Origin of the sequence: Rodentibacter ratti (assembly GCF_002000485.1) — a bacterium.
In the GTDB taxonomy this organism is placed as follows: Bacteria; Pseudomonadota; Gammaproteobacteria; order Enterobacterales; family Pasteurellaceae; genus Rodentibacter; species Rodentibacter ratti.
The window spans coordinates 19152-38368 of the sequence record NZ_MLAJ01000004.1 but is presented as its reverse complement, the minus strand read 5'-3'; the positions used below and the strand labels follow the sequence as shown (position 1 = coordinate 38368).

Genomic DNA, 19217 nt, shown 5'->3' with positions numbered 1-19217 from the left:
AATTAACCTTTAAAGCTAGGTAGATAATTAAACATCGCTAAAAAGTGGACAATGGCAACAAATACGCCAAATAAAACAGTAAAAATAATTAATCCGTTTCCTCCGCCAACGCGAAATTCTGTCGTGTTGTGGCGTTTTCTTGATTTATAAACCAACAGTGCCGGAATAATGCAAGTCCAAATCGTTGCCACTGCACCGGCATAGCCAATGGCTTTTAAGAAACCCAATGGAAATAGGATCGACATAATAAGTGGTGGGAAAAAGGTGACCATCCAAGATTTTGTACGTCCGATTTTACTATCGTCAAATTTGAAGAAATCGGCAAGATAATCAAATACACCTAATCCTACTCCAATAAAGGAAGATAAAATTGCGGCTATGGAAAACGCATTTATCATTTGTTTCACTGTATTTGATTCAATGACATTACCGAGGGAATTAAGTAATACGTCTAAATTTCCATCGCTCTCCAAAATAGGGGCAAATTGATCACGCGGAAGATTGCCAAAAATGACAAAAACCCAAATGAGATAAAGTGTCAGCGCAATTCCTGTTCCTCCTAAAATGGCATATTTTGCCTTCCGTTCTTCACCATAATACGCACGCATACTACAGACGGAATGATGGTAACCAAAAGAAGTTAAAGCAACAGGAAACATCCCAATAGCATATTTGGCATAATCGCCCTCTTTTCCGCCAATATCAAAAAGAGTATCCAAAGAAATGTTAACCGCTAAACCATAGATACTGATAACAAAAGTGATCCCCATAAATACAATAAGTAATACAGAAATTCGATCTACGATACGGGTGGAGTGCCAAACAAAATACGAAAAGACGAGTACGAATATAGTCGAACAAATGGCTAATCCGGAGGAGCCCAAGTCAATCCATGGTTTGATTAAGTTTTCTATAATACCGCCGGATGCGGTTGTGTAAGCATAAAGTAAAATTCCCCCTACGAAATAGACGGCAAGATTGTTAATCGCATTAATGGTTGAACCCAACATATCTTTCGTGACAGTACTAAATGAAGCTCTTAAATCATAAGTCGAGTACGCCTCAAGTAATAACCAACCTGATAATGTCATGACGACCATCGTTAAACAAATGGCGACAGCAGACCATATTGTCCATGCGCCTGCGCCTGAGGTGGGTAATCCAAGCATTCCTGCACCGACACAAACACTGGCAATAATACAGGCACCACCGAAAATGGAAGGTTGTTTTTTCATATTGCATCCTTATCAATAACAATGTATTGAAATAAGTCTTTGATAAAAAAATGCAGCTCAAAATGAACTGCATTTTCTAAGATAATTTTATTATTCCACTTCTTTCAATCGTGCGGTGAAATGACGTAAAACCTTAGGCTCATAAGTAAAGGTTAACCCTTTAATATTCGCCGCGTTTTCTTTCACCTTTTGGAAGGCTTCAATAATGAAATCCATGTGGGTTTGTGTATAGGTCGCACGCGGAATCGTAAGACGTAATAATTCAGCCGGACAAGGTAATTGTTCACCTGTTTTTGGGTCACGCCCTAATAAAAATGAACCAATTTCGACCGCTCTTATACCGGCAACTTTATAAAGTTCGCAAGAAAGGGCTTGGGCAGGGAATTGTTCCGGCGGAATATGTGGTAATAATTTACCGGCATCAACGAAAGCGGCATGTCCACCGGGTTGTTGGCAAGCAACACCAATGCGTTCAAGTCCTGCTACCAAATATTCAATTTGAGCGATGCGATAAGCTAACCATTCTTGACGCATTCCATCGCGTAAACCTATTGCCAAACGTTCCATTGCACCGCCTTCTAAGCCACCATAAGTCGGGAAGCCTTCTTGTGCGACACAAAGGGTGCGACATTCATGATAAACGTCTTCCATCGATTGATCTTTAAAGGCTAAAATTCCCCCCATTGGCACCATGGCATCTTTTTTGGCAGACATTGCCAAGCAATCGGCATAACGATAGCTTTCGTAAGTGATTTGTTCGATTGTCCAATCTTTATAAGCTTCTTCACGTTGCTGAATAAAATAGGCATTTTCAGCGAAACGGGCGGAATCCATAATTACCGGAATATCGTATTTCCGTGCAATTTCATACATACCTTTTAAGTTAGCGATGGAAACAGGTTGTCCCCCGGCGGAGTTACAAGTAATGGTACAAACGATATAAGGCACATTATTCGCACCGACTTCTTGAATACCTTGTTCCAATTTTTCTAAATCAAAATTACCTTTAAACGGATATTTGACTGAAGTATCAAAGGCTTCTTTGATATAAACGTTACGCACGGTTGCCCCATTTATTTGGCTATGACCTTGTGTGGTATCGAAGAAATAATTGGAAAATACGACCATTTTGCGGCGATCCAAGCCTTTTTCTCGCTCACGTTTGGCAATTAATACCGGAATATAAATTTGTTCCGCACCTCGTCCTTGATGAGTTGGGATGGTGTATTCATAGCCAAAAATTTCTTTCACGGCATTTGCCAGTGCATAATAGCTACGGCTGCCGCTGTAAGCTTCGTCACCGCGCAACATTGCAGCCTGCATATCTTGTGTTACCGCACCGGTACCGCTGTCGGTTAAAAGATCGATAAAAACATCTTTACTATCTAGTAAAAACGGGTTCATTCCTGATTTTAAAATTGCTTCTTCTCGATATTCTCGGGTTGTTCTTTTCACCGGTTCAATAACACGAATGCGGAAAGGTTCGGGTAAATGTTTGAAATTTTCCATAGCAAAATCCTCAAAAATTAATCTGATTAATTTAAGTAAAAAATTATTTTCTAAAATGAAAATAGAGCTGTAATAAATAGAAAGAAAAGAATGGTAGATTATGGAAAATAGAAGGAGAGTCTTGGATCGATAAGCACCCAAGTTTGGTTCGGTGAAAGTAAGTTAAGCATATTAAAATCCTTTATCGAAAAATAGAAACTTAATACTACTAACGGCTTACTTCTAACTGCGAAGTTAGATCAGAATAATACAAAAATAAAATCTGTCATCTGTTATTTTCTTAATTTGTGAAGCTTGTCACATAATATTTGTAACGAAAAATTATTAAATAATTTTGCTTTTATCATTTATCTTTTTTATTGATTTTCGTAATTTTAGGGTTGGGCTTAAGGTTAGTGTTTGGTAAGGCTCCTTTGGGTTTTTTATCCGTTGGAGCAATAGCTCTACGGCAAGTTTTCCTAATTCGGCTTTGGGTTGGTTAATGGTAGAAAGAGGGGGATAAAGATAGCGGGAAAGTTCAATGTCATCATAACCGATGACAGAAATGTCCTCCGGAATTCGTAACCCCTGCTGTTGAAGTACTTGATAAGCCCCTACTGCAATGGCATCGCTACAACAAAATACAGCGGTTGGGCGGTGTGGTGTCGCAAGTAATTTTTGCATACCGATAATCCCCCCTTCAAAATCAAAATGGCTTTCGATGAGCCAATCATTATTCAATGGGATTTCGGCTTCCGACAAGGCTTTCTTGTACCCTTCCAAACGGTTTTTCGCCACTGATTTTTTAAGATTACCTGTGATGATGCCAATATTTTGATGTCCGGCTTCAATTAATGTTTTTGTTGCCAAATAGCCGCCAAATGTTGAGTTTTCAAGGATTTTATCGGCATTAAGCTCCTTGAACCACCAATCCATAATCACTAAAGGTACAGAAATTGCCAGTTCGGTATCGGCGTTAAAACGGCTGTCACCACACATTAGCAGTAAACCATCCACTTGTTTATGGAGAAGTGTTTGTAAATTTTGCTGTAGTCGTTTTGCATCACCACCGGTGGTGGCAATGATGAGATTATATTGGTGTTGGTGGCAATATTGTTCTACCCCTGCCATCACTTCGGCAAAAAAAGGATTATTCGTCGCAGTAACAAGTAAGCCAATCGTTTTGGTTTCTTTTACTTTCAAGCTGCGCGCCACAGCAGAAGGCGTGTAATTGAGTTCTGCCACCACACCCATGACTTTTTCACGGATTTCTTCACTCACAAAACGTGAGCCATTGATGACGTGGGAAACGGTGGATGTAGAAACTTTTGCTAATCTCGCAATATCTTTCATTGTTGCCATAAAAACAATCCTATTTTTGACCGCACTTTAAGTATCACGAAGAAAATCTAAGGTTTCCTGTTTTGTCGGAATAGAAGGCTGTGCACCCGGTCGGGTAACGCTTATTGCAGCGGCAGCCTGAGCGAAACGAATCGCCGCTTCAAAAGATTGCCCTTCCAGTAAAGCCGTTACAAAACCGCCATTGAAGGTATCACCTGCTGCTGTGGTATCCACCGCTTGCACGGAAAAACCTTTGATAATGCGGTTTTCTCCGTTTCGGCTAATAAATACACCTTTTGCACCGAGCGTAATAATCACACAGCTTATCCCTTTTTGATGAAAAACTTCAGCGGATTTGACCGCACTTTGCTCGTCTGTTACCTGCACGCCGGTAAGAATTTCAGCTTCCGTTTCATTTGGCGTAATAATGTCAATTTGGCTTAATAAGCTATCGGGTAAAGGTTGAGCCGGTGCCGGATTCAGCACGACTTGCACTCCATGTTTTTTCGCTATTTGTGCGGCAAGTGTCACTGCCGGAAGCGGTGTTTCAAGCTGCATCAGTAAGCCGTCGGATTGCGCAATTTGTGCTTCGTTTTGGCGTACGATTTGTTCATCTAAATAAGCATTTGCCCCCGATGCAATAACAATACTATTTTCAGCAGATTGCGCAACTTGAATAAAGGCGATACCTGTCATTTCCTGTTGAATTGTCGTGATCGGTGAGGTATCAATCCCTTCCTGTGCAAATGTATTCTTCATGGTCTCACCAATACCATCACTGCCGATACAGCCAATAAAGGCGACGTTAGCCCCTAATCGTGCTGCGGCAACTGCTTGATTTGCTCCTTTCCCGCCATAGGCAATGCGATAATTTTCTCCGGTGAGGGTTTCTCCCGGTTTGGCAAAATAAGGTACGGATATGACATGATCGGCGTTTATACTGCCAAGAACAGTCAGTTTTTTGTTCATATTGAAATCCTTATTGATTGTTATGGCAAATTTTCTGCCACAAACCTAAAGGCTTGTGGCAGCCGTTATACAAATGACGAAAATAATTATTCACTAATTACTTTTAAATCTACCGGGATTTTAGCGTCCACTTTTTCGCCTTTTAAGATTTTATCGGCGGTTACAACGCCTAATGAACCGATGACCTCCGGTTGTTGTGCGATAGTCGCTGCTAATTTACCGCTTTTCACTGCTTTGACGCCATCATCTGTGCCGTCAAAACCGACAATCAGCACTTTTTTATTGGCGGCATTCACAGCCCGCAATGCACCTAATGCCATTTCATCATTTTGGGCGAAAATCGCTTGCACCTCTGCTTTGCTGGCAAGTAGGTTTTCTGTTACGTTTAAACCTTTGGTACGGTCAAAATCTGCCGGTTGGCTGGCAAGAACATTGAATTTATGGGTTTCAATCGCTTGTTTGAAACCTTCGCCACGTTCACGTGCCGCAGATGTCCCTGCAATTCCTTCAAGTTGAATGACTTTTGCCCCATTACCTAATTTTTGTGCGATAAAATCCCCTGCCATTTTACCACCGGCGACATTATCTGAAGCAATATGGCTCACGACATTTCCTTTGGCGGCACCGCGATCTAGGGTGATCACCGGAATATTGTTACGGTTCGCAATCGCTACAGCGTTACCCACCGCTTCGGAATCTGTCGGGTTGATTAAAAGCACTTTTGCACCGCGCACTGTTAAATCTTCTACGTTGGCGAGCTCTTTTGCCGGATCATTTTGTGAATCAAGTACAACGAGTTTGTAGCCTAATTCATCGGCTTTTTTCTGTGCACCGTCTTTTAATGTGACGAAGAAAGGGTTATCCAATGTGGATACCGCAAGGGCAATGGTATCCTGTGCGGAAGCCGTGCCGGATAGGGATAAACCTAATAATACAGCGGAAGTAAGTGCGGTTAATTTTTTCATCGTTTTTTCTCCTTAAAATGAGTTACAGTTTTTTTGTACCAAGATAGTTATCGGCTAAAACAGCAACCAGAATAACCAACGCTTTTGCTATCATTTGATAGTAAGATGAAATATCTAATAAATTCAGGGCATTATTTAAGAACCCGATAATCAATGCACCAATGAGGGTTCCCATCACTCGCCCTTTTCCTCCCATAAGGCTAGTTCCGCCCACTACAACAGCGGCAATGGCATCCAGTTCATAGGATACACCGGCGGTCGGTTGAGCAGAGGAAAGGCGAGAGGTCACAATCAGACCGGCAAGGGCGGATAAAAAACCGCTCACGGCGAATACAAACACTTTGATTTTATTCACATTAATACCGGAAAGTTGGGTGGCAGATTCATTGCCGCCAAGGGCATAAATGTAACGACCGATCGGGGTATGTTTTAAGATATACCACGCCATCGCAAATACCGCAGCCATAATCCAAATTGGAATTGGAATGCTTAGAAAATAGCCCGTACCGATAGTTGAAAAAACATCGGCACTGTCAGAAAAACCGGTGGTAATCGGGCGACCGTCCGTATAAACCATCGTCACACCACGTAATAAGGTCATGGTAACAAGGGTTGCAATAAAGGCTTGAACTTTTCCTTTTGCCACGATAACACCGCTGATTCCACCCAAAATTGTGCCCAGTAATAAAACCATAGGAACCACAAGTAAAATCGGCAATTCATGGCTTACCATAGAGGCAGCGATCGCCCCGGTTAATGCCAGAACAGAACCCACGGAAAGATCAATTCCTGCGATTAGAATGACGAAGGTCATTCCCACAGCGATAATGGCATTGACTGATGTTTGACGCAAAATATTCAGAATATTATCTACGCTGAAAAAATTCGGGTTCATTGTGGATACAATGGCGATAAGAATAATCAGCGCAATAAATGAACGCTGTTCAATTAAAAATTTGCCCATTTGGAAACAGGAAGTCTCAGTTTTCATTATTTTTACCTTACCTATTCATATTTGCCGATAGCGGCAGCTAATAATTTTTCCTGTGTTGCCTCTTTACGAGAAAATTCCGCACTGATTTTGCCTTCACGCATCACTAAAATGCGATCACTCATTCCCAGCACTTCTGGCATATCGGAAGAAATCATTAAAATACTCAAGCCGTCTTTTTTAAATTCATTGATGAGTTGATAAATTTCTTTTCGAGCGCCGACGTCCACACCTCGTGTCGGTTCATCTAAAATCAGCACATTGGGGCGTGTCATCAAGCCTCGGGCAATGGCAACTTTTTGTTGGTTACCGCCGGAAAGCAAACCGACTTGTTGATCCCGGCTTGGGGTTTTGATGTTAAACATCTCAATAAAATCATCCACCGCCATTTTTTCCACTTGGTGACGGATTTGCCCCTTTTGCGAAAAATGGTCGAGGGAGGTGAGCGACATATTTTCTTTCACTGACATTCCCAAAATCAGACCGTCGTTTTTTCTATCTTCCGAAATATAGACGATGCCGTGATCTAACCCATCTTGTGGACGGTGATTTTCAATCTCTTGATTTTTTAACCGCACTTTGCCGCCCGTTTTTGGCAATGCACCGTAAAGCACTTTGCCTAATTCTGTTCTGCCTGCGCCCATTAAACCGGACACCCCGACAATTTCACCGCCATAGAGTTTAAACGAAACATCATCAATACCGCTTCCACTGAGGTGGGCGACATCTAACACACATTCACCTTTTTCTTGTGTCAGGTGGGGATATTGTTCGTCCAATCGGCGACCGACCATCATTTCGATTAAATCATCTTCATTAATATCTGCTACCGTACGCTCGCCAATAAATTGACCGTCACGTAAAACCGTCACATCATCGCAGATTTGGAAAATTTCTTTTAAACGATGAGAAATATAAACAATGCCGCATTTTTTTGCTTTAAGCTCACCAATTACCTTGAATAAAGCCTCTGTTTCCGTATCGGTTAATGCATCAGTCGGTTCATCCATAATGATCACTTTGGATTTAAAGCTGAGCGCTTTGGCAATTTCTACCATTTGCTGTTCGCCGATAGAAAGCTCGGAACATAATTTTTTGCTGCTGTGCGTTACGCCTAGACGTGACAAAAGTTTATCGGCTTCTTGGTACATTTGGGGCCAGTTGATCGCTCCCCACTGTGTTTTAAATTCACGACCTAAAAAGATATTTTCTGCAATAGTTAAATTACCGATTAAGTTTAATTCTTGGTGGATGATGCTAATTCCCGCTTCTTGAGAGGCTTTTGGTCCTTTGAAGAGAACTTCTTTACCAAGATATTCAATGGTTCCGGCATCCTTGGAATAAATACCGGTTAGCACCTTCATTAAAGTGGATTTTCCCGCGCCGTTTTCCCCCATTAATGCCATCACCCGACCGGCATATACCGATAAACAGGCATTGCTCAAGGCTTTCACTCCGGGGAAGGATTTATCTACACCACTGATTTTGAGTAAGGTTTCCATCATTTCACCTTTTATTAAAATGGTACGCCGGAATACAAAATAACATTGGCATAAGGTGAACATTCACCGCTACGCACAATAGCTTTGCTATTTTGGGAATGTTGTTTAAACGTTTCATGTGGCACAAATTCCAGTTGAATTTTATTGCCTTGACTGGCTTCAAGCTGGTTAAAGCGTGACAAAAGTGCGGTCAAAATATGAGGATTTTTAGTTTTGATTTCTTCGGCAATCACTGCACGTTCTACAAACATTTCATTGATTACAACATCTAAGGTTTGTAAAAAATTTGGCACACCGGCAGTGAGCGCAAGATCAATGCGTTCTACTTGGCGGGGAATGGGTAATCCGGCATCACAAATAGTAATGCTATCGGTATGACCTAATGTGGCAATACAATGGGAAAGTGGTGCGTTGAGTAATGTTGTTTTTTTCATCGAAAAATCCTTTTAAGGTTTATCGAAACGTTTCGATGAATAAATGATAGAGAGAAAAAGTAAAAAAACAATCACCAAATTTAAAATTTGAGACAGCGATCACAGAATTTTTATGTCAGAATAACGAAGGTTTAAATAAATTATTATGAATAATAATTGAATATATATTTAGTTTTATTTGATATCTATTCACTTTAATAACCAAGGAAGCAAACACAGGAGATAACAATGAAAAAACAACTTTTACTCGGTATTTTTATAGGCGCGGTGAGTGTTACTACCAATGCGGAGGAATTAACGTTTGGTACAGAACCAAGTTATCCCCCGTTTGAAGTTACAACGGAAAAAGGTGAGTTGATTGGGTTTGATATTGATATTGCACAGGCAATTTGCAAAGAAATTCAATCCATTTGCTATTTTAAAACGATGCCGTTTGATTCGTTAATTCCTAGTTTGAAAGCAAAACGCTTTGATGCGGCGATGTCGGCAATTGATATTACCCCGTCCCGTGAAAAACAGGTTTTATTCAGTGATCCTTATTACGATAGTTCTGCGAGCTATATTGCATTGAAAGGCAAAGGGAATTTAGCAACGGCGAAAAATATCGGTGTACAAAACGGTTCGACCTTCCAGCAATATACCGTTGCTGAAACGCCTCAATATTCACCAAAATCTTATGTCAATTTACAAGATGCGATTTTGGATTTACAAAATGGGCGGATTGATATTGTGATGAGTGATACGGCACTATTAGCAGATCTTATGGCAAAAGAGTCAAATATCGAATTTGTCGGTGAAAAAGTGACCAATGAGAAATATTTTGGGCGCGGTGTAGGCATTGCATTAAACAAGTCCAATCAAGCTTTGCAAGACCGCTTAAATCAAGGGTTGAAAGCGATTAAAGAAAAAGGTGCATATCAAAAAATTTATGATAAATGGATGAAAAAGTAGTTTAAAAACGTTGTGGAAAGCGACCGCACTTTAATAGACTAAAGTATGATGGAATTTTTCATAACTTGTGTAATTACCTGTTTCTGAAATAATAAAATCAGAAACAGGTATTTTTTATTATGAAAAAACGAGAGATTAGCCTTAATATTGGCAAACTTCTGCCTGCTCTAATACGACTTTTTGTAAAACTTTAATCCCTGCTTCAATATCTTTCCATTCTGTAAATTCCAGTGGGTTGTGGCTAATGCCTAAATGCGATGGTACAAAAATCATACCTGTTGGGCAAAGGGTCGCCATATGCATTGCATCGTGTCCTGCCCCACTCGGCATAATTTCATACGAATAACCAAGTGATTTTGCTGCATTTTCAATTTGTTCAATCATTTCTTGTGGAAGGACAACAGGGTTATCTTTTGAGATAAGTTGGAATTCAATAGATAATCCGCGTTTTTGGGCTACATTTTCGATTTCATTTTGTAATACTTCTAGAACGTAGTCACGGGCTTGTATATCTGTACCTCGAATATCAACGAGTAATTCACAATATCCGGGTACCACATTCATCACACCCGGTTTTGCGGAAAGATTTCCTACAGTGGCAACCGTCGAGTGTTTGGCTTTAATGGCTGCTTGTTCAATCGCAAGAGAAAGTTCTGCGCCACCCAATAAGGCATCATGACGATAATGCATGGCTGTTGCACCGGAATGATCGGCTTGTCCATCAATTCTTACTATTCCACGAATTGGGGCAGCGATACCCGTGACAACACCAATCGTTTTGTTTTCATTTTCTAAACGTGGGCCTTGCTCAATATGAAGTTCAAAGAAACATTTAAAATCTTTTCCATCACGTTTAGCTTGATGAATTAAATTAAAGTCCATCCCAAGTTTAGTCATTGCTTCGGCTAGGGTATTGTCTTGTTTATCACGTAGTTGACTTAATTTTTCTTGATTTGCCAGACCGCACATGACTTTACTTCCTAAGGTAGCAAAGTTAAAACGGCTAGATTCTTCACAGGTGAAAATAATTAATTCCAACGGATAACGAGTTTGGATATTTTGCTCGCACAATTGAAGAAGTATTTCTAATCCCCCAATAACGCCTAAAGGACCATCAAATTTTCCTGCATTTACCACCGTATCAATGTGAGAACCAAATGCAACAGCAGGTAAATGATCCTCTTTTCCTGCTTTACGAATGAAAAGATTGCCAATAGCATCCCGTCTGATTGATAAATTGTATTGGCGGCATAATTCAATGATCACATCGTGCGCTTTTTCATCTTCCGGAGTAAATGCCAAACGGGTGAGTTCATCAGAAGAAGATGAGATTGACGCTAATTTTTCTATTAAATGCTGTACTCGCTGAAGGTTAATCGACATAGTTTTCTCCTTGTATTGTTTATTTTTTGACGTTCAAGTGATGGTAGTATTGATTTGAAAGGATATTTTCATTTTATTCTCTATGAGTTATAGACCCGCCTGTACTAAATGTTATGAGCTAAAACTAACTCTATGTGATTATATTCTCTACTACAATAAGAAACCTACAAATAGATAATAAATTGCCTCAAATTTTGAGAACAAGATAAAGTGTGGTTGATATTAAATAGAATGTAAAAAAGCCCACGCTAACGTGGGCAAATGGAGTAAGAAAATTTTATTCTTTAACTGACCGACGAAGATCAAATTTATAAGAGACAAAGCCGTATAATGTCCAACCGATAAAGGTCGCGATTGAACCATATAGCATGGCTTGCTCACCTGCTGCGTAAAGGGCATATATGCTGTACAACGAGCCGATGAATGCCACAAACACGGTTGTTTTATATTTTCGTGTCGGAACATTTTCCGCTTTTAACAGAACAGCTAATGCAGCCATGGAAAGCAAGTATGGAATGACATTGGTTACCACGGCTAAATCAACCAATACATTAAATTGTTTATTTAATGATGGACTGATGGTTAATAAAGATAATAGGGTTTGAATTGCTGTAATGGTTACCATACCGATAATTGGCGCATCTTTGCTTGTGACTTTTTTGAAGAATGCCGGGAAGTATCCTTCTTCTGCGGAAGATTTAAATACTTGTGCAATGGTGAATTGCCAGCCTAATAAAGAACCGAAACAAGACATAACCATTAATCCCATGATGACTTTACCGACGGTTTCATTGAACATATGAGCAAATGCTAACCCGAATGGTGCGGTAGATTGTGCTAAGTCCATATTTGGTACGATACCGGCAATCACGTTGGTTGAGACAATATAGATTACCGCTGCACCGATTGTTCCGCCTAATACGGCGATAGGTACGTTTTTCTCCGGATTTTCAACGGCATCGGCGTTTGCACAAGCAGATTCTAAACCTAAGAACGCCCATAAAGTCATAGAAATAGAGACACCAATTGCTTCAAAAGTTGGGACATTGTGAGGGTTCCAAGAGCTAATATAGAGTGAACCATCGAACCAGTACCAACCCACGATACAAAGACCAACAACAGGAATGATCACTCCCCAAATAGTGAATGAACTAATATTCCCTGTAATTCTTGCACCGCCAAAGTTAAGGACAGTGGCAAGCCACAATGTAAAAATTGTCCATAATGCAATGGATAACGGTGAAAGCGTTGTGCCTAATAGTTCAGAACCGTAGCCTACCGCAGAAATGGCAATCGCTGTGTTGGCGATCACTAAAGAGACGCCATAGGTGTAATTTGCCATGAAATTACCTGCTTTACCGAAAGAATATTCGGCATAGCCACCCATACCACCGGATTTTTTACTGAACATCCCGCATTGTGCGAATGCGTAAGCAAGAGCAGTAGAGCCGACAGCAGTAACTAACCAAGATATGATAGAAATGGTTCCAATTTCTGCGAGTTTTGTTGGTAGCATGATAATACCGGAGCCCATCATGTTTACCATAGTGAGGATTGTAAGTTGCACCACACCAATTTTATTACTTTTTGTACTCATAATTTATTCCTCAAGTGCGGTCAATATTCTTATTGAAAAATGACCGCACTTTTTTAGCGATTAATGTTCATTTAATACATAACCATATGCACGAGTCCGTCCGTCAGGATCTTTTTGTAGATAAACCCCTTGGATTTCCGGTGCAAAGCCCGGTAAGGTATTAATTCCTTCTTCTAGCGCTAAGAAATATTGTTGGGCGGTTGTACTCCATCTTTCTCCCGGTACGACACATAAAACACCCGGAGGATAAGGAAGCGCACCTTCTGCTGCAATTCTGCCCACAATGTCGGTTAGTGAAATTAATTCCACATTGTTGCGAATTAACTCAATATTGGCATCGTGAGGGTTCATTGCATATTCAGGCAAGGTCGCTTTACGGAATAAGTCTTTTTGTAATTGTTTTACATTGCGACTGACGTAGAGGTCATGCATTTCTTGGCATAATTGGCGAATGGTATAACCTCTGTAACGTTCCTCATTATTTTTGTAAACGGTTGGTAATACATCTTGTAATAACGAATCTTGTTTGATATGTTTTTCAAACAATGCGATTTGGGCGACTAAGGTTTGCATTTTTGTTAAGGTTTCAGCAGGCGTTAACAAAAATAGGATGGAGTTCAAATCGCATTTTTCCGGAATAATACCGTTTTCACGCAAGTAGTTTGCTAGGATAGTCGCCGGAATACCGAAAGATTCATATTCACCGCTTTCTAGGCTAATACCCGGTGTAGTGAGCAAGAATTTGCAAGGATCGACGAAGTATTGTTCATCTTCATAACCTTCAAATTTATGCCATGTATCGGTTGGATGGAATTTGAAGAACTCAAGATTTGTGACGATTTCTTCAGTATCGTAATCCTGCCATTTTTTGCCTTTTATCGTAGTTGGGATAAATGGACGAATAAGCTCACAGTTATTTAAGACTAGTTTACGTGCTTCAATCCCTACTTTTACACAATCATGCCATAAACGGCGACCGGCTGCGCTACCTTGAATTTTGGCATTCACATCAAGTGTTGCGAATAATGGGTAGAATGGGCTGGTAGAAGCGTGCAACATAAAGGCATTATTAAAGCGTTTATGGTTAACATAACGACTTTGACCTTTGATATGTTTGTCTTTTTTGTGGATTTGGGAGGCTTGTGAGAAACCTGCTTGTTGTTTATGAACAGATTGTGTCACGATAATGCCGGGATCGTTTTCATTAAGTTCTAACAAGAGAGGAGAGCAATCTTTCATCATTGGAATAAATTGTTCATAACCTACCCAAGCGGAGTCAAATAAAATGTAGTCACAAAGATGACCAATTTTATCTACTACTTGACGTGCGTTATAGATAGTACCATCGTAAGTACCTAATTGAATAACGGCTAAACGGAACGGACGTTGTTTATCCGCACTTTCCGGCGCGACTTCTTTAATTAAGCCTCTTAAGTAGCTTTCCTCAAAGCAGTGACTATCAATCCCGCCAATAAATCCGAATGGATTACGTGCAGTTTCAAGATAAATAGGGGTTGCACCTGCTTGAACTAACGCACCATGATGGTTGGATTTATGGTTGTTTCGGTCGAATAAAACAAGATCACCCGGAGCGAGAATAGCATTTAATGCCACTTTATTGGCAGAGGATGTACCGTTTAATACGAAATAAGTTTTGTCGGCGTTAAACACTTGTGCTGCGTGTTTTTGTGCATCGCAAGCTGCGCCTTCATGAATAAGTAAATCACCTAGTTTTACATCGGCATTACAAATGTCCGAACGGAAAATGTTCTCTCCATAGAAATCATAAAGGAAACGGCCTGCCGGATGTTTACGGTAATATTGACCGCCTTGATGTCCCGGACAGTCAAAGGCAATATTCCCCATTTCTACATATTCGCTAAGCATTTTGAAGAATGGAGGAAGCATTTTTTCTTCATAAAGTGTGGCTGCAGTTTCAATTTGACGACTATAAAGCTGGATATCATAGCCGTTGAGATCCTGGATATGGTAAACAGAATCATAAAATTTAGGTGAAAGTGGTTGCTCGGCTGTTTGCACAACAAAAACAGGAATATTAAATTCAGTTTCTTTGATGGAATCAATAAATTGATCTACATCAGAGGAACTTAACACGATAGCAGCAACATCAGTAAAATCAGTTTGTTTGATTTCTACCATATCTCTTTGGGTTAAGAAATATTGAGTAACTGCCGGGCTATATGCGATTTTTAATTTAAGCATAATAAACTCCTTGTTTATATTTTTGAGATAAAAAGACTCTTTACATTATAAAAATAATGTATGCTTTATTTTTTAAATAATAAGGGTGATTATCACTAGATTAATGAATAATTAGCGATAGATTCTTATTTATTTAAAATGGGGTGATGGCTTTAAATGATAAACAGCGACTTTATTTAGTCATGTTTATTTTTTTAAAGCTAAGATCTCTCTGAATAGTGAATAGCACTATTAGAGAGCTAAATGAGCTGGTTTATTTTGAGATGCAAAAACAGAATAGGAAAAACAAGAACGATGTGATGGCATCATAATATGTCTCGTTCTACGAATATGTGCCATTAAAGAACGTCCTTTTATTGGGTTAAGGCTCAAAAGGCGTAAAAGTTTTGTATATACTTGCATAGAGTCCTCCTTTGTCTATACAATTCAACAGACCTATTTTGATTGTCATTCTGCTCCTTCCTAAACGTGGAAGCAATAATAAATGTTTAAAAATGTGATCATCGTCAAAATAAATTTTATTTTTAATTTTTTTATAACATTTATTTAACCATGGTCATATTTATTCTAATGTTTTATATAAATAAAATTTTATGTTTATTTTATTTTTCTATAAGTATAATGCCAATGATTATTCATCATAATGAGACAAGATAAATATGAAAACAATGTTACTGCTAAGTAGTTCAAAATACAAGGATACGGGATATTTAGAGCATACCGTCCCTTGGTTGCAGCAATTTTTAGCGGATTATCGTGGTAAAAAAATTGCTTTTGTCCCTTATGCGGGAGTACGCCGGACTTTCGATGAATATGAGAAAACCGTGCAAGAGGCATTATCGGATGTGGAGATGGAAATTATTTCTGTCCACCGTGGCAAACAACATCGCGACATTATTGAGCAGACAGATGTGATTGCAATTGGTGGTGGCAATACATTTTGTTTATTGAAACAGCTTTATGAACATAATTTGATTGAAGCCATTCGGGAAAAAGTAAATAGCGGGACGCCGTATTTTGGCTGGAGCGCTGGGGCAAATGTGGCGGGAAGTTCTATTATGACCACCAATGATATGCCAATTACTTATCCCCCTTCTTTTTCTGCATTGCAATTATTTCCTCATCAAATTAATCCTCACTTTATTTCCGGCAAAATGCAAGGTCACAATGGCGAGAGTCGCGAAGAACGTTTAGCTGAATTTTTACTCGTCAATCCGACCGCACTTGTCTATGCATTACCGGAAGGCTCAGCATTACATATTCAAGGAAAACAAGCGACAGTGCTGGGTGAAAATCCTATTTTACGTTTCAGTGAAGGTATGCAATGTGAAACTTTTGCTGTAAATTATAGTTTTTCTTATTAACCTAAAAGGAACATTGTATGGAAATGTTTAAATCTCTGGTGGCAATTATCGGTATTTTGGCCACCATTTACTTTTTGATCAAAAAAGCGGAAACAAGAACCGTATTAATCGGTGTCGGTTTACTGATGTCAATTGTCACGTTAAACCCAATGGGCGCACTCGATGCCTTTGCAAAGAGTATGACATCCGGTGGATTGATTATGGCGATCTGTTCCAGTATGGGTTTTGCCTATGTGATGAAATACACGAAATGTGATACACATTTGGTGCATTTACTGACGAAACCGTTAAGCGGATTAAAATTTTTCTTAATTCCGATTGCCACCATTATTACTTTCTTTATTAATATCGCGATTCCTTCTGCTGCCGGTTGTGCCGCCGCAGTGGGGGCAACATTAATCCCAGTGTTAAAAAGTGCGGGTGTGCGCCCCGCCACTGCGGGAGCTGCTATTCTAGCCGGAACCTTTGGCTCAATGATGAGTCCGGGGTCTTCCCATTCCGCAATGATCAGCGAAATGTCAGGTTTAACCATCACCCAGGTGAACCTTTCTCACGCCCCTTACAATATGATTGCGGGAGCGATTGGGGCGGTTGTTTTGACGATTTTAGCCCTCGTTTTTAAAGATTACGGTGAAGAACATCGTAAAGCCTATCTTGCCGAACAAAAAGAAACCGAAACCAAAACGGAACAAGGGGTGAATGTACTCTATGCCATTGCGCCATTATTGCCATTAATTATTTTGGTCATCGGTGGCACATCCTTACAACAAACAGCGGGTCTTGAATGGACAAAAATGGGTGTTCCGCAAGCGATGCTGATTGGTGCAATTTACAGCATCATTGTTACCCGCATTTCCCCGGTGAAAATTACTGAGGAATTTTTTAATGGTATGGGCAATTCTTACGCTAACGTACTGGGTATTATTATTGCAGCAGGCGTATTTGTTGCAGGATTAAAATCAACCGGTGCCGTTGATGCGGCTATCGCTTTCTTAAAAGAATCCAACGAATTTGTACGTTGGGGAGCGACTATCGGGCCATTTTTAATGGGATTAATTACCGGCTCGGGCGATGCCGCCGCCATTGCCTTTAATAGTGCTGTTACACCGCATGCAGTAGATCTGGGATATACCCATGTGAATCTTGGAATGGGTGCCGCTATTGCCGGTGCATTAGGCCGTACAGCTTCCCCTATTGCCGGTGTTACCATCGTTTGTGCCGGTCTTGCTATGGTGAGTCCGGTTGAAATGGTGAAACGTACCGCACCGGGAATGGTGCTTGCCGTCTTATTCTTGGCATTATTTATGCTGTAATATTCGAAAAACACCGTACAGTATGCAAAGTGCGGTGTTTTTTCATTAAGTTTTTTAAAGAAACAAAGGAGAAAAAAATGAACTTAGATTTATCTCAACTCATCCATTGGCGCCGTGAATTTCATCGCTTTCCTGAAACCGGTTGGAGCGAATTTTGGACAACAGCACGTATTGCGGATTATTTAGAAAGCCTTGGTTGTTTTGAAATTTTAATGGGCGAGCAAATAATTAACCCTGATTTCGTACGAGGCCGTAAACAAGCGGTGGTAGATAACGGTTTGGTAAAAGCAAAAGCCTATGGTATGAATGAAAAATGGCTTGATAAAATGAGTGGCTATACCGGCTGTGTTGCTGTGTTTGATTCCGGTAAACCGGGTAAAACCGTGGCGCTACGTTTTGATATTGACTGTGTGAATGTTAAAGAAACGAACGATCCTAACCATATCCCAAATAAAGAGGGTTTTGCTTCGGTTAATGATGGCTTTATGCATTCTTGCGGGCATGATGGACATATTACGATTGGATTGGGAACTGCACTATGGATTGCACAAAACCGCGATAAACTTACCGGTAAAGTAAAAATTGTTTTCCAACCGGCAGAGGAAGGAACCCGTGGTGCCGCTGCCATTGCCGCCAGTGGGGTGCTTGATGATGCGGATTATTTTGCCAGTTCCCATATCAGTTTTTGTGCCAATTCCGGCACGGTTATTGCTAATCCGAGAAACTTTCTTTCTACAAGCAAAATTGATATTCGCTATCATGGTAAACCGGCACATGCCGGTGCTGCCCCTCATTTAGGCTGCAACGCTCTGCTTGCTGCTGCACACGCAGTGACTCAATTACACGGCATTGCCCGTCATGGTGAAGGCATGAGCCGTATTAACGTGGGTGTATTGAAAGCAGGGGAAGGTCGTAATGTGATCGCCACGGAAGCGGAATTACAACTTGAAGTTCGTGGTGAAAATAAAAAAATCAATGATTATATGACCGAGCAAGTGATGCAAATTGCTAAAGGGATTTCTATCGGTTTCAATGTGGCTTATGAAACAGAAATCGTAGGCGAAGCGGTTGATATGAACAATGACGAGGAATTGGTGAAATTAGTCGAAGAAATTGCTTTGCAGCAACCTCAAATTCATAGTATTGATGATTACGCCTTCAATGCCAGTGAAGATGCCACGGTATTAGGCAGACGTGTGCAAGATCACGGTGGAAAAGCCATTTATTTTATTCTTGGCGCTGATCGCACTGCCGGTCACCACGAAGCCGAATTTGATTTCGATGAAAGTCAATTAATAACAGGCGTAAATATTTATAGCGGATTATTACAACGTCTATTGGGGTAATACCCTATTTTCTAAGGCGGTTTATACCGCCTTTCTTTTCAAAAATATTCTCAAAATCGACCGCACTTTTTTTCAAAAACACGTAAAATACCATTAATTTTTATCTCTCCAATGA

The 19217-nt window shown here is 40.2% G+C and carries 17 protein-coding genes; 4 read left to right on the top strand and 13 right to left on the bottom strand.

Going from position 1 to position 19217, the window contains the following annotated elements; genetic code table 11:
- Nucleotides 1-2: 2 nt before the first annotated feature.
- The 9 genes from BKG94_RS04445 to rbsD form a co-directional block, all read right to left on the bottom strand.
- A complete protein-coding gene (locus BKG94_RS04445; RefSeq protein ID WP_077434627.1) occupies nucleotides 3-1235 on the bottom strand; it encodes an aromatic amino acid transporter in 1233 nt (410 codons plus the stop codon).
- 90 nt (nucleotides 1236-1325) lie between these two features.
- A complete protein-coding gene (gene tnaA / locus BKG94_RS04440) occupies nucleotides 1326-2744 on the bottom strand; it encodes a tryptophanase (protein WP_077434625.1) in 1419 nt (472 codons plus the stop codon).
- 98 nt (nucleotides 2745-2842) lie between these two features.
- Complete coding sequence (gene tnaC / locus BKG94_RS10130) at nucleotides 2843-2914, bottom strand: tryptophanase leader peptide (RefSeq protein ID WP_077434851.1); 72 nt, start codon at nucleotides 2912-2914, stop codon at nucleotides 2843-2845.
- Nucleotides 2915-3068: 154 nt separating this feature from the next.
- Nucleotides 3069-4085 (bottom strand): substrate-binding domain-containing protein, encoded by a 1017-nt coding sequence (locus tag BKG94_RS04430; RefSeq protein WP_077434623.1) that lies wholly within the window; start codon nucleotides 4083-4085, stop codon nucleotides 3069-3071.
- 27 nt (nucleotides 4086-4112) lie between these two features.
- Nucleotides 4113-5033 carry a ribokinase gene (rbsK, locus tag BKG94_RS04425; RefSeq protein ID WP_077434621.1) on the bottom strand — a complete coding sequence of 307 codons (921 nt, stop codon included), beginning with the start codon at nucleotides 5031-5033 and terminating at the stop codon, nucleotides 4113-4115.
- 86 nt (nucleotides 5034-5119) lie between these two features.
- Nucleotides 5120-5998, bottom strand: coding sequence for a ribose ABC transporter substrate-binding protein RbsB (gene rbsB, locus BKG94_RS04420; RefSeq protein WP_077434619.1), 879 nt, complete (start codon nucleotides 5996-5998; stop codon nucleotides 5120-5122).
- 22 nt (nucleotides 5999-6020) lie between these two features.
- Nucleotides 6021-6989, bottom strand: coding sequence for a ribose ABC transporter permease (rbsC, locus tag BKG94_RS04415; protein ID WP_077434617.1), 969 nt, complete (start codon nucleotides 6987-6989; stop codon nucleotides 6021-6023).
- 14 nt (nucleotides 6990-7003) lie between these two features.
- Nucleotides 7004-8491: a ribose ABC transporter ATP-binding protein RbsA gene (gene rbsA / locus BKG94_RS04410; RefSeq protein ID WP_077434615.1), complete on the bottom strand. Its 1488-nt coding sequence runs from the start codon at nucleotides 8489-8491 to the stop codon at nucleotides 7004-7006.
- A gap of 14 nt (nucleotides 8492-8505) precedes the next feature.
- Nucleotides 8506-8925: a D-ribose pyranase gene (gene rbsD / locus BKG94_RS04405; protein WP_077434613.1), complete on the bottom strand. Its 420-nt coding sequence runs from the start codon at nucleotides 8923-8925 to the stop codon at nucleotides 8506-8508.
- A gap of 228 nt (nucleotides 8926-9153) precedes the next feature.
- Here rbsD and BKG94_RS04400 point away from each other — a divergent pair, with 228 nt between their 5' ends.
- A complete protein-coding gene (locus BKG94_RS04400; RefSeq protein ID WP_077434611.1) occupies nucleotides 9154-9876 on the top strand; it encodes a transporter substrate-binding domain-containing protein in 723 nt (240 codons plus the stop codon).
- 141 nt (nucleotides 9877-10017) lie between these two features.
- Here the strand turns inward: BKG94_RS04400 and BKG94_RS04395 are convergent, their stop codons facing one another.
- The 4 genes from BKG94_RS04395 to speFL all read right to left on the bottom strand — a co-directional run bounded on the left by BKG94_RS04395 (nucleotide 10018) and on the right by speFL (nucleotide 15481).
- Nucleotides 10018-11259, bottom strand: a complete 1242-nt coding sequence (locus BKG94_RS04395) for a Zn-dependent hydrolase (RefSeq protein WP_077434609.1) — start codon at nucleotides 11257-11259, stop codon at nucleotides 10018-10020.
- Nucleotides 11260-11536: 277 nt separating this feature from the next.
- Nucleotides 11537-12856: a putrescine-ornithine antiporter gene (gene potE / locus BKG94_RS04390; RefSeq protein ID WP_077434607.1), complete on the bottom strand. Its 1320-nt coding sequence runs from the start codon at nucleotides 12854-12856 to the stop codon at nucleotides 11537-11539.
- 60 nt (nucleotides 12857-12916) lie between these two features.
- Nucleotides 12917-15079: an ornithine decarboxylase SpeF gene (speF, locus tag BKG94_RS04385; protein WP_077434605.1), complete on the bottom strand. Its 2163-nt coding sequence runs from the start codon at nucleotides 15077-15079 to the stop codon at nucleotides 12917-12919.
- Nucleotides 15080-15310: 231 nt separating this feature from the next.
- Nucleotides 15311-15481, bottom strand: coding sequence for a leader peptide SpeFL (speFL, locus tag BKG94_RS10085; RefSeq protein ID WP_143531098.1), 171 nt, complete (start codon nucleotides 15479-15481; stop codon nucleotides 15311-15313).
- A gap of 257 nt (nucleotides 15482-15738) precedes the next feature.
- On the opposite strand from speFL, the gene pepE reads away from it, so the two are divergent.
- The 3 genes from pepE to BKG94_RS04365 all read left to right on the top strand — a co-directional run bounded on the left by pepE (nucleotide 15739) and on the right by BKG94_RS04365 (nucleotide 19102).
- Nucleotides 15739-16443, top strand: a complete 705-nt coding sequence (pepE, locus tag BKG94_RS04375) for a dipeptidase PepE (RefSeq protein WP_077434603.1) — start codon at nucleotides 15739-15741, stop codon at nucleotides 16441-16443.
- A gap of 17 nt (nucleotides 16444-16460) precedes the next feature.
- On the top strand, nucleotides 16461-17756 hold the full coding sequence (gene dcuC, locus BKG94_RS04370) for a C4-dicarboxylate transporter DcuC (RefSeq protein WP_077434601.1): 1296 nt from the start codon (nucleotides 16461-16463) through the stop codon (nucleotides 17754-17756).
- Between the two features lie 77 nt (nucleotides 17757-17833).
- Nucleotides 17834-19102: a M20 family metallo-hydrolase gene (locus BKG94_RS04365; protein WP_077434599.1), complete on the top strand. Its 1269-nt coding sequence runs from the start codon at nucleotides 17834-17836 to the stop codon at nucleotides 19100-19102.
- Nucleotides 19103-19217 lie beyond the last annotated feature (115 nt).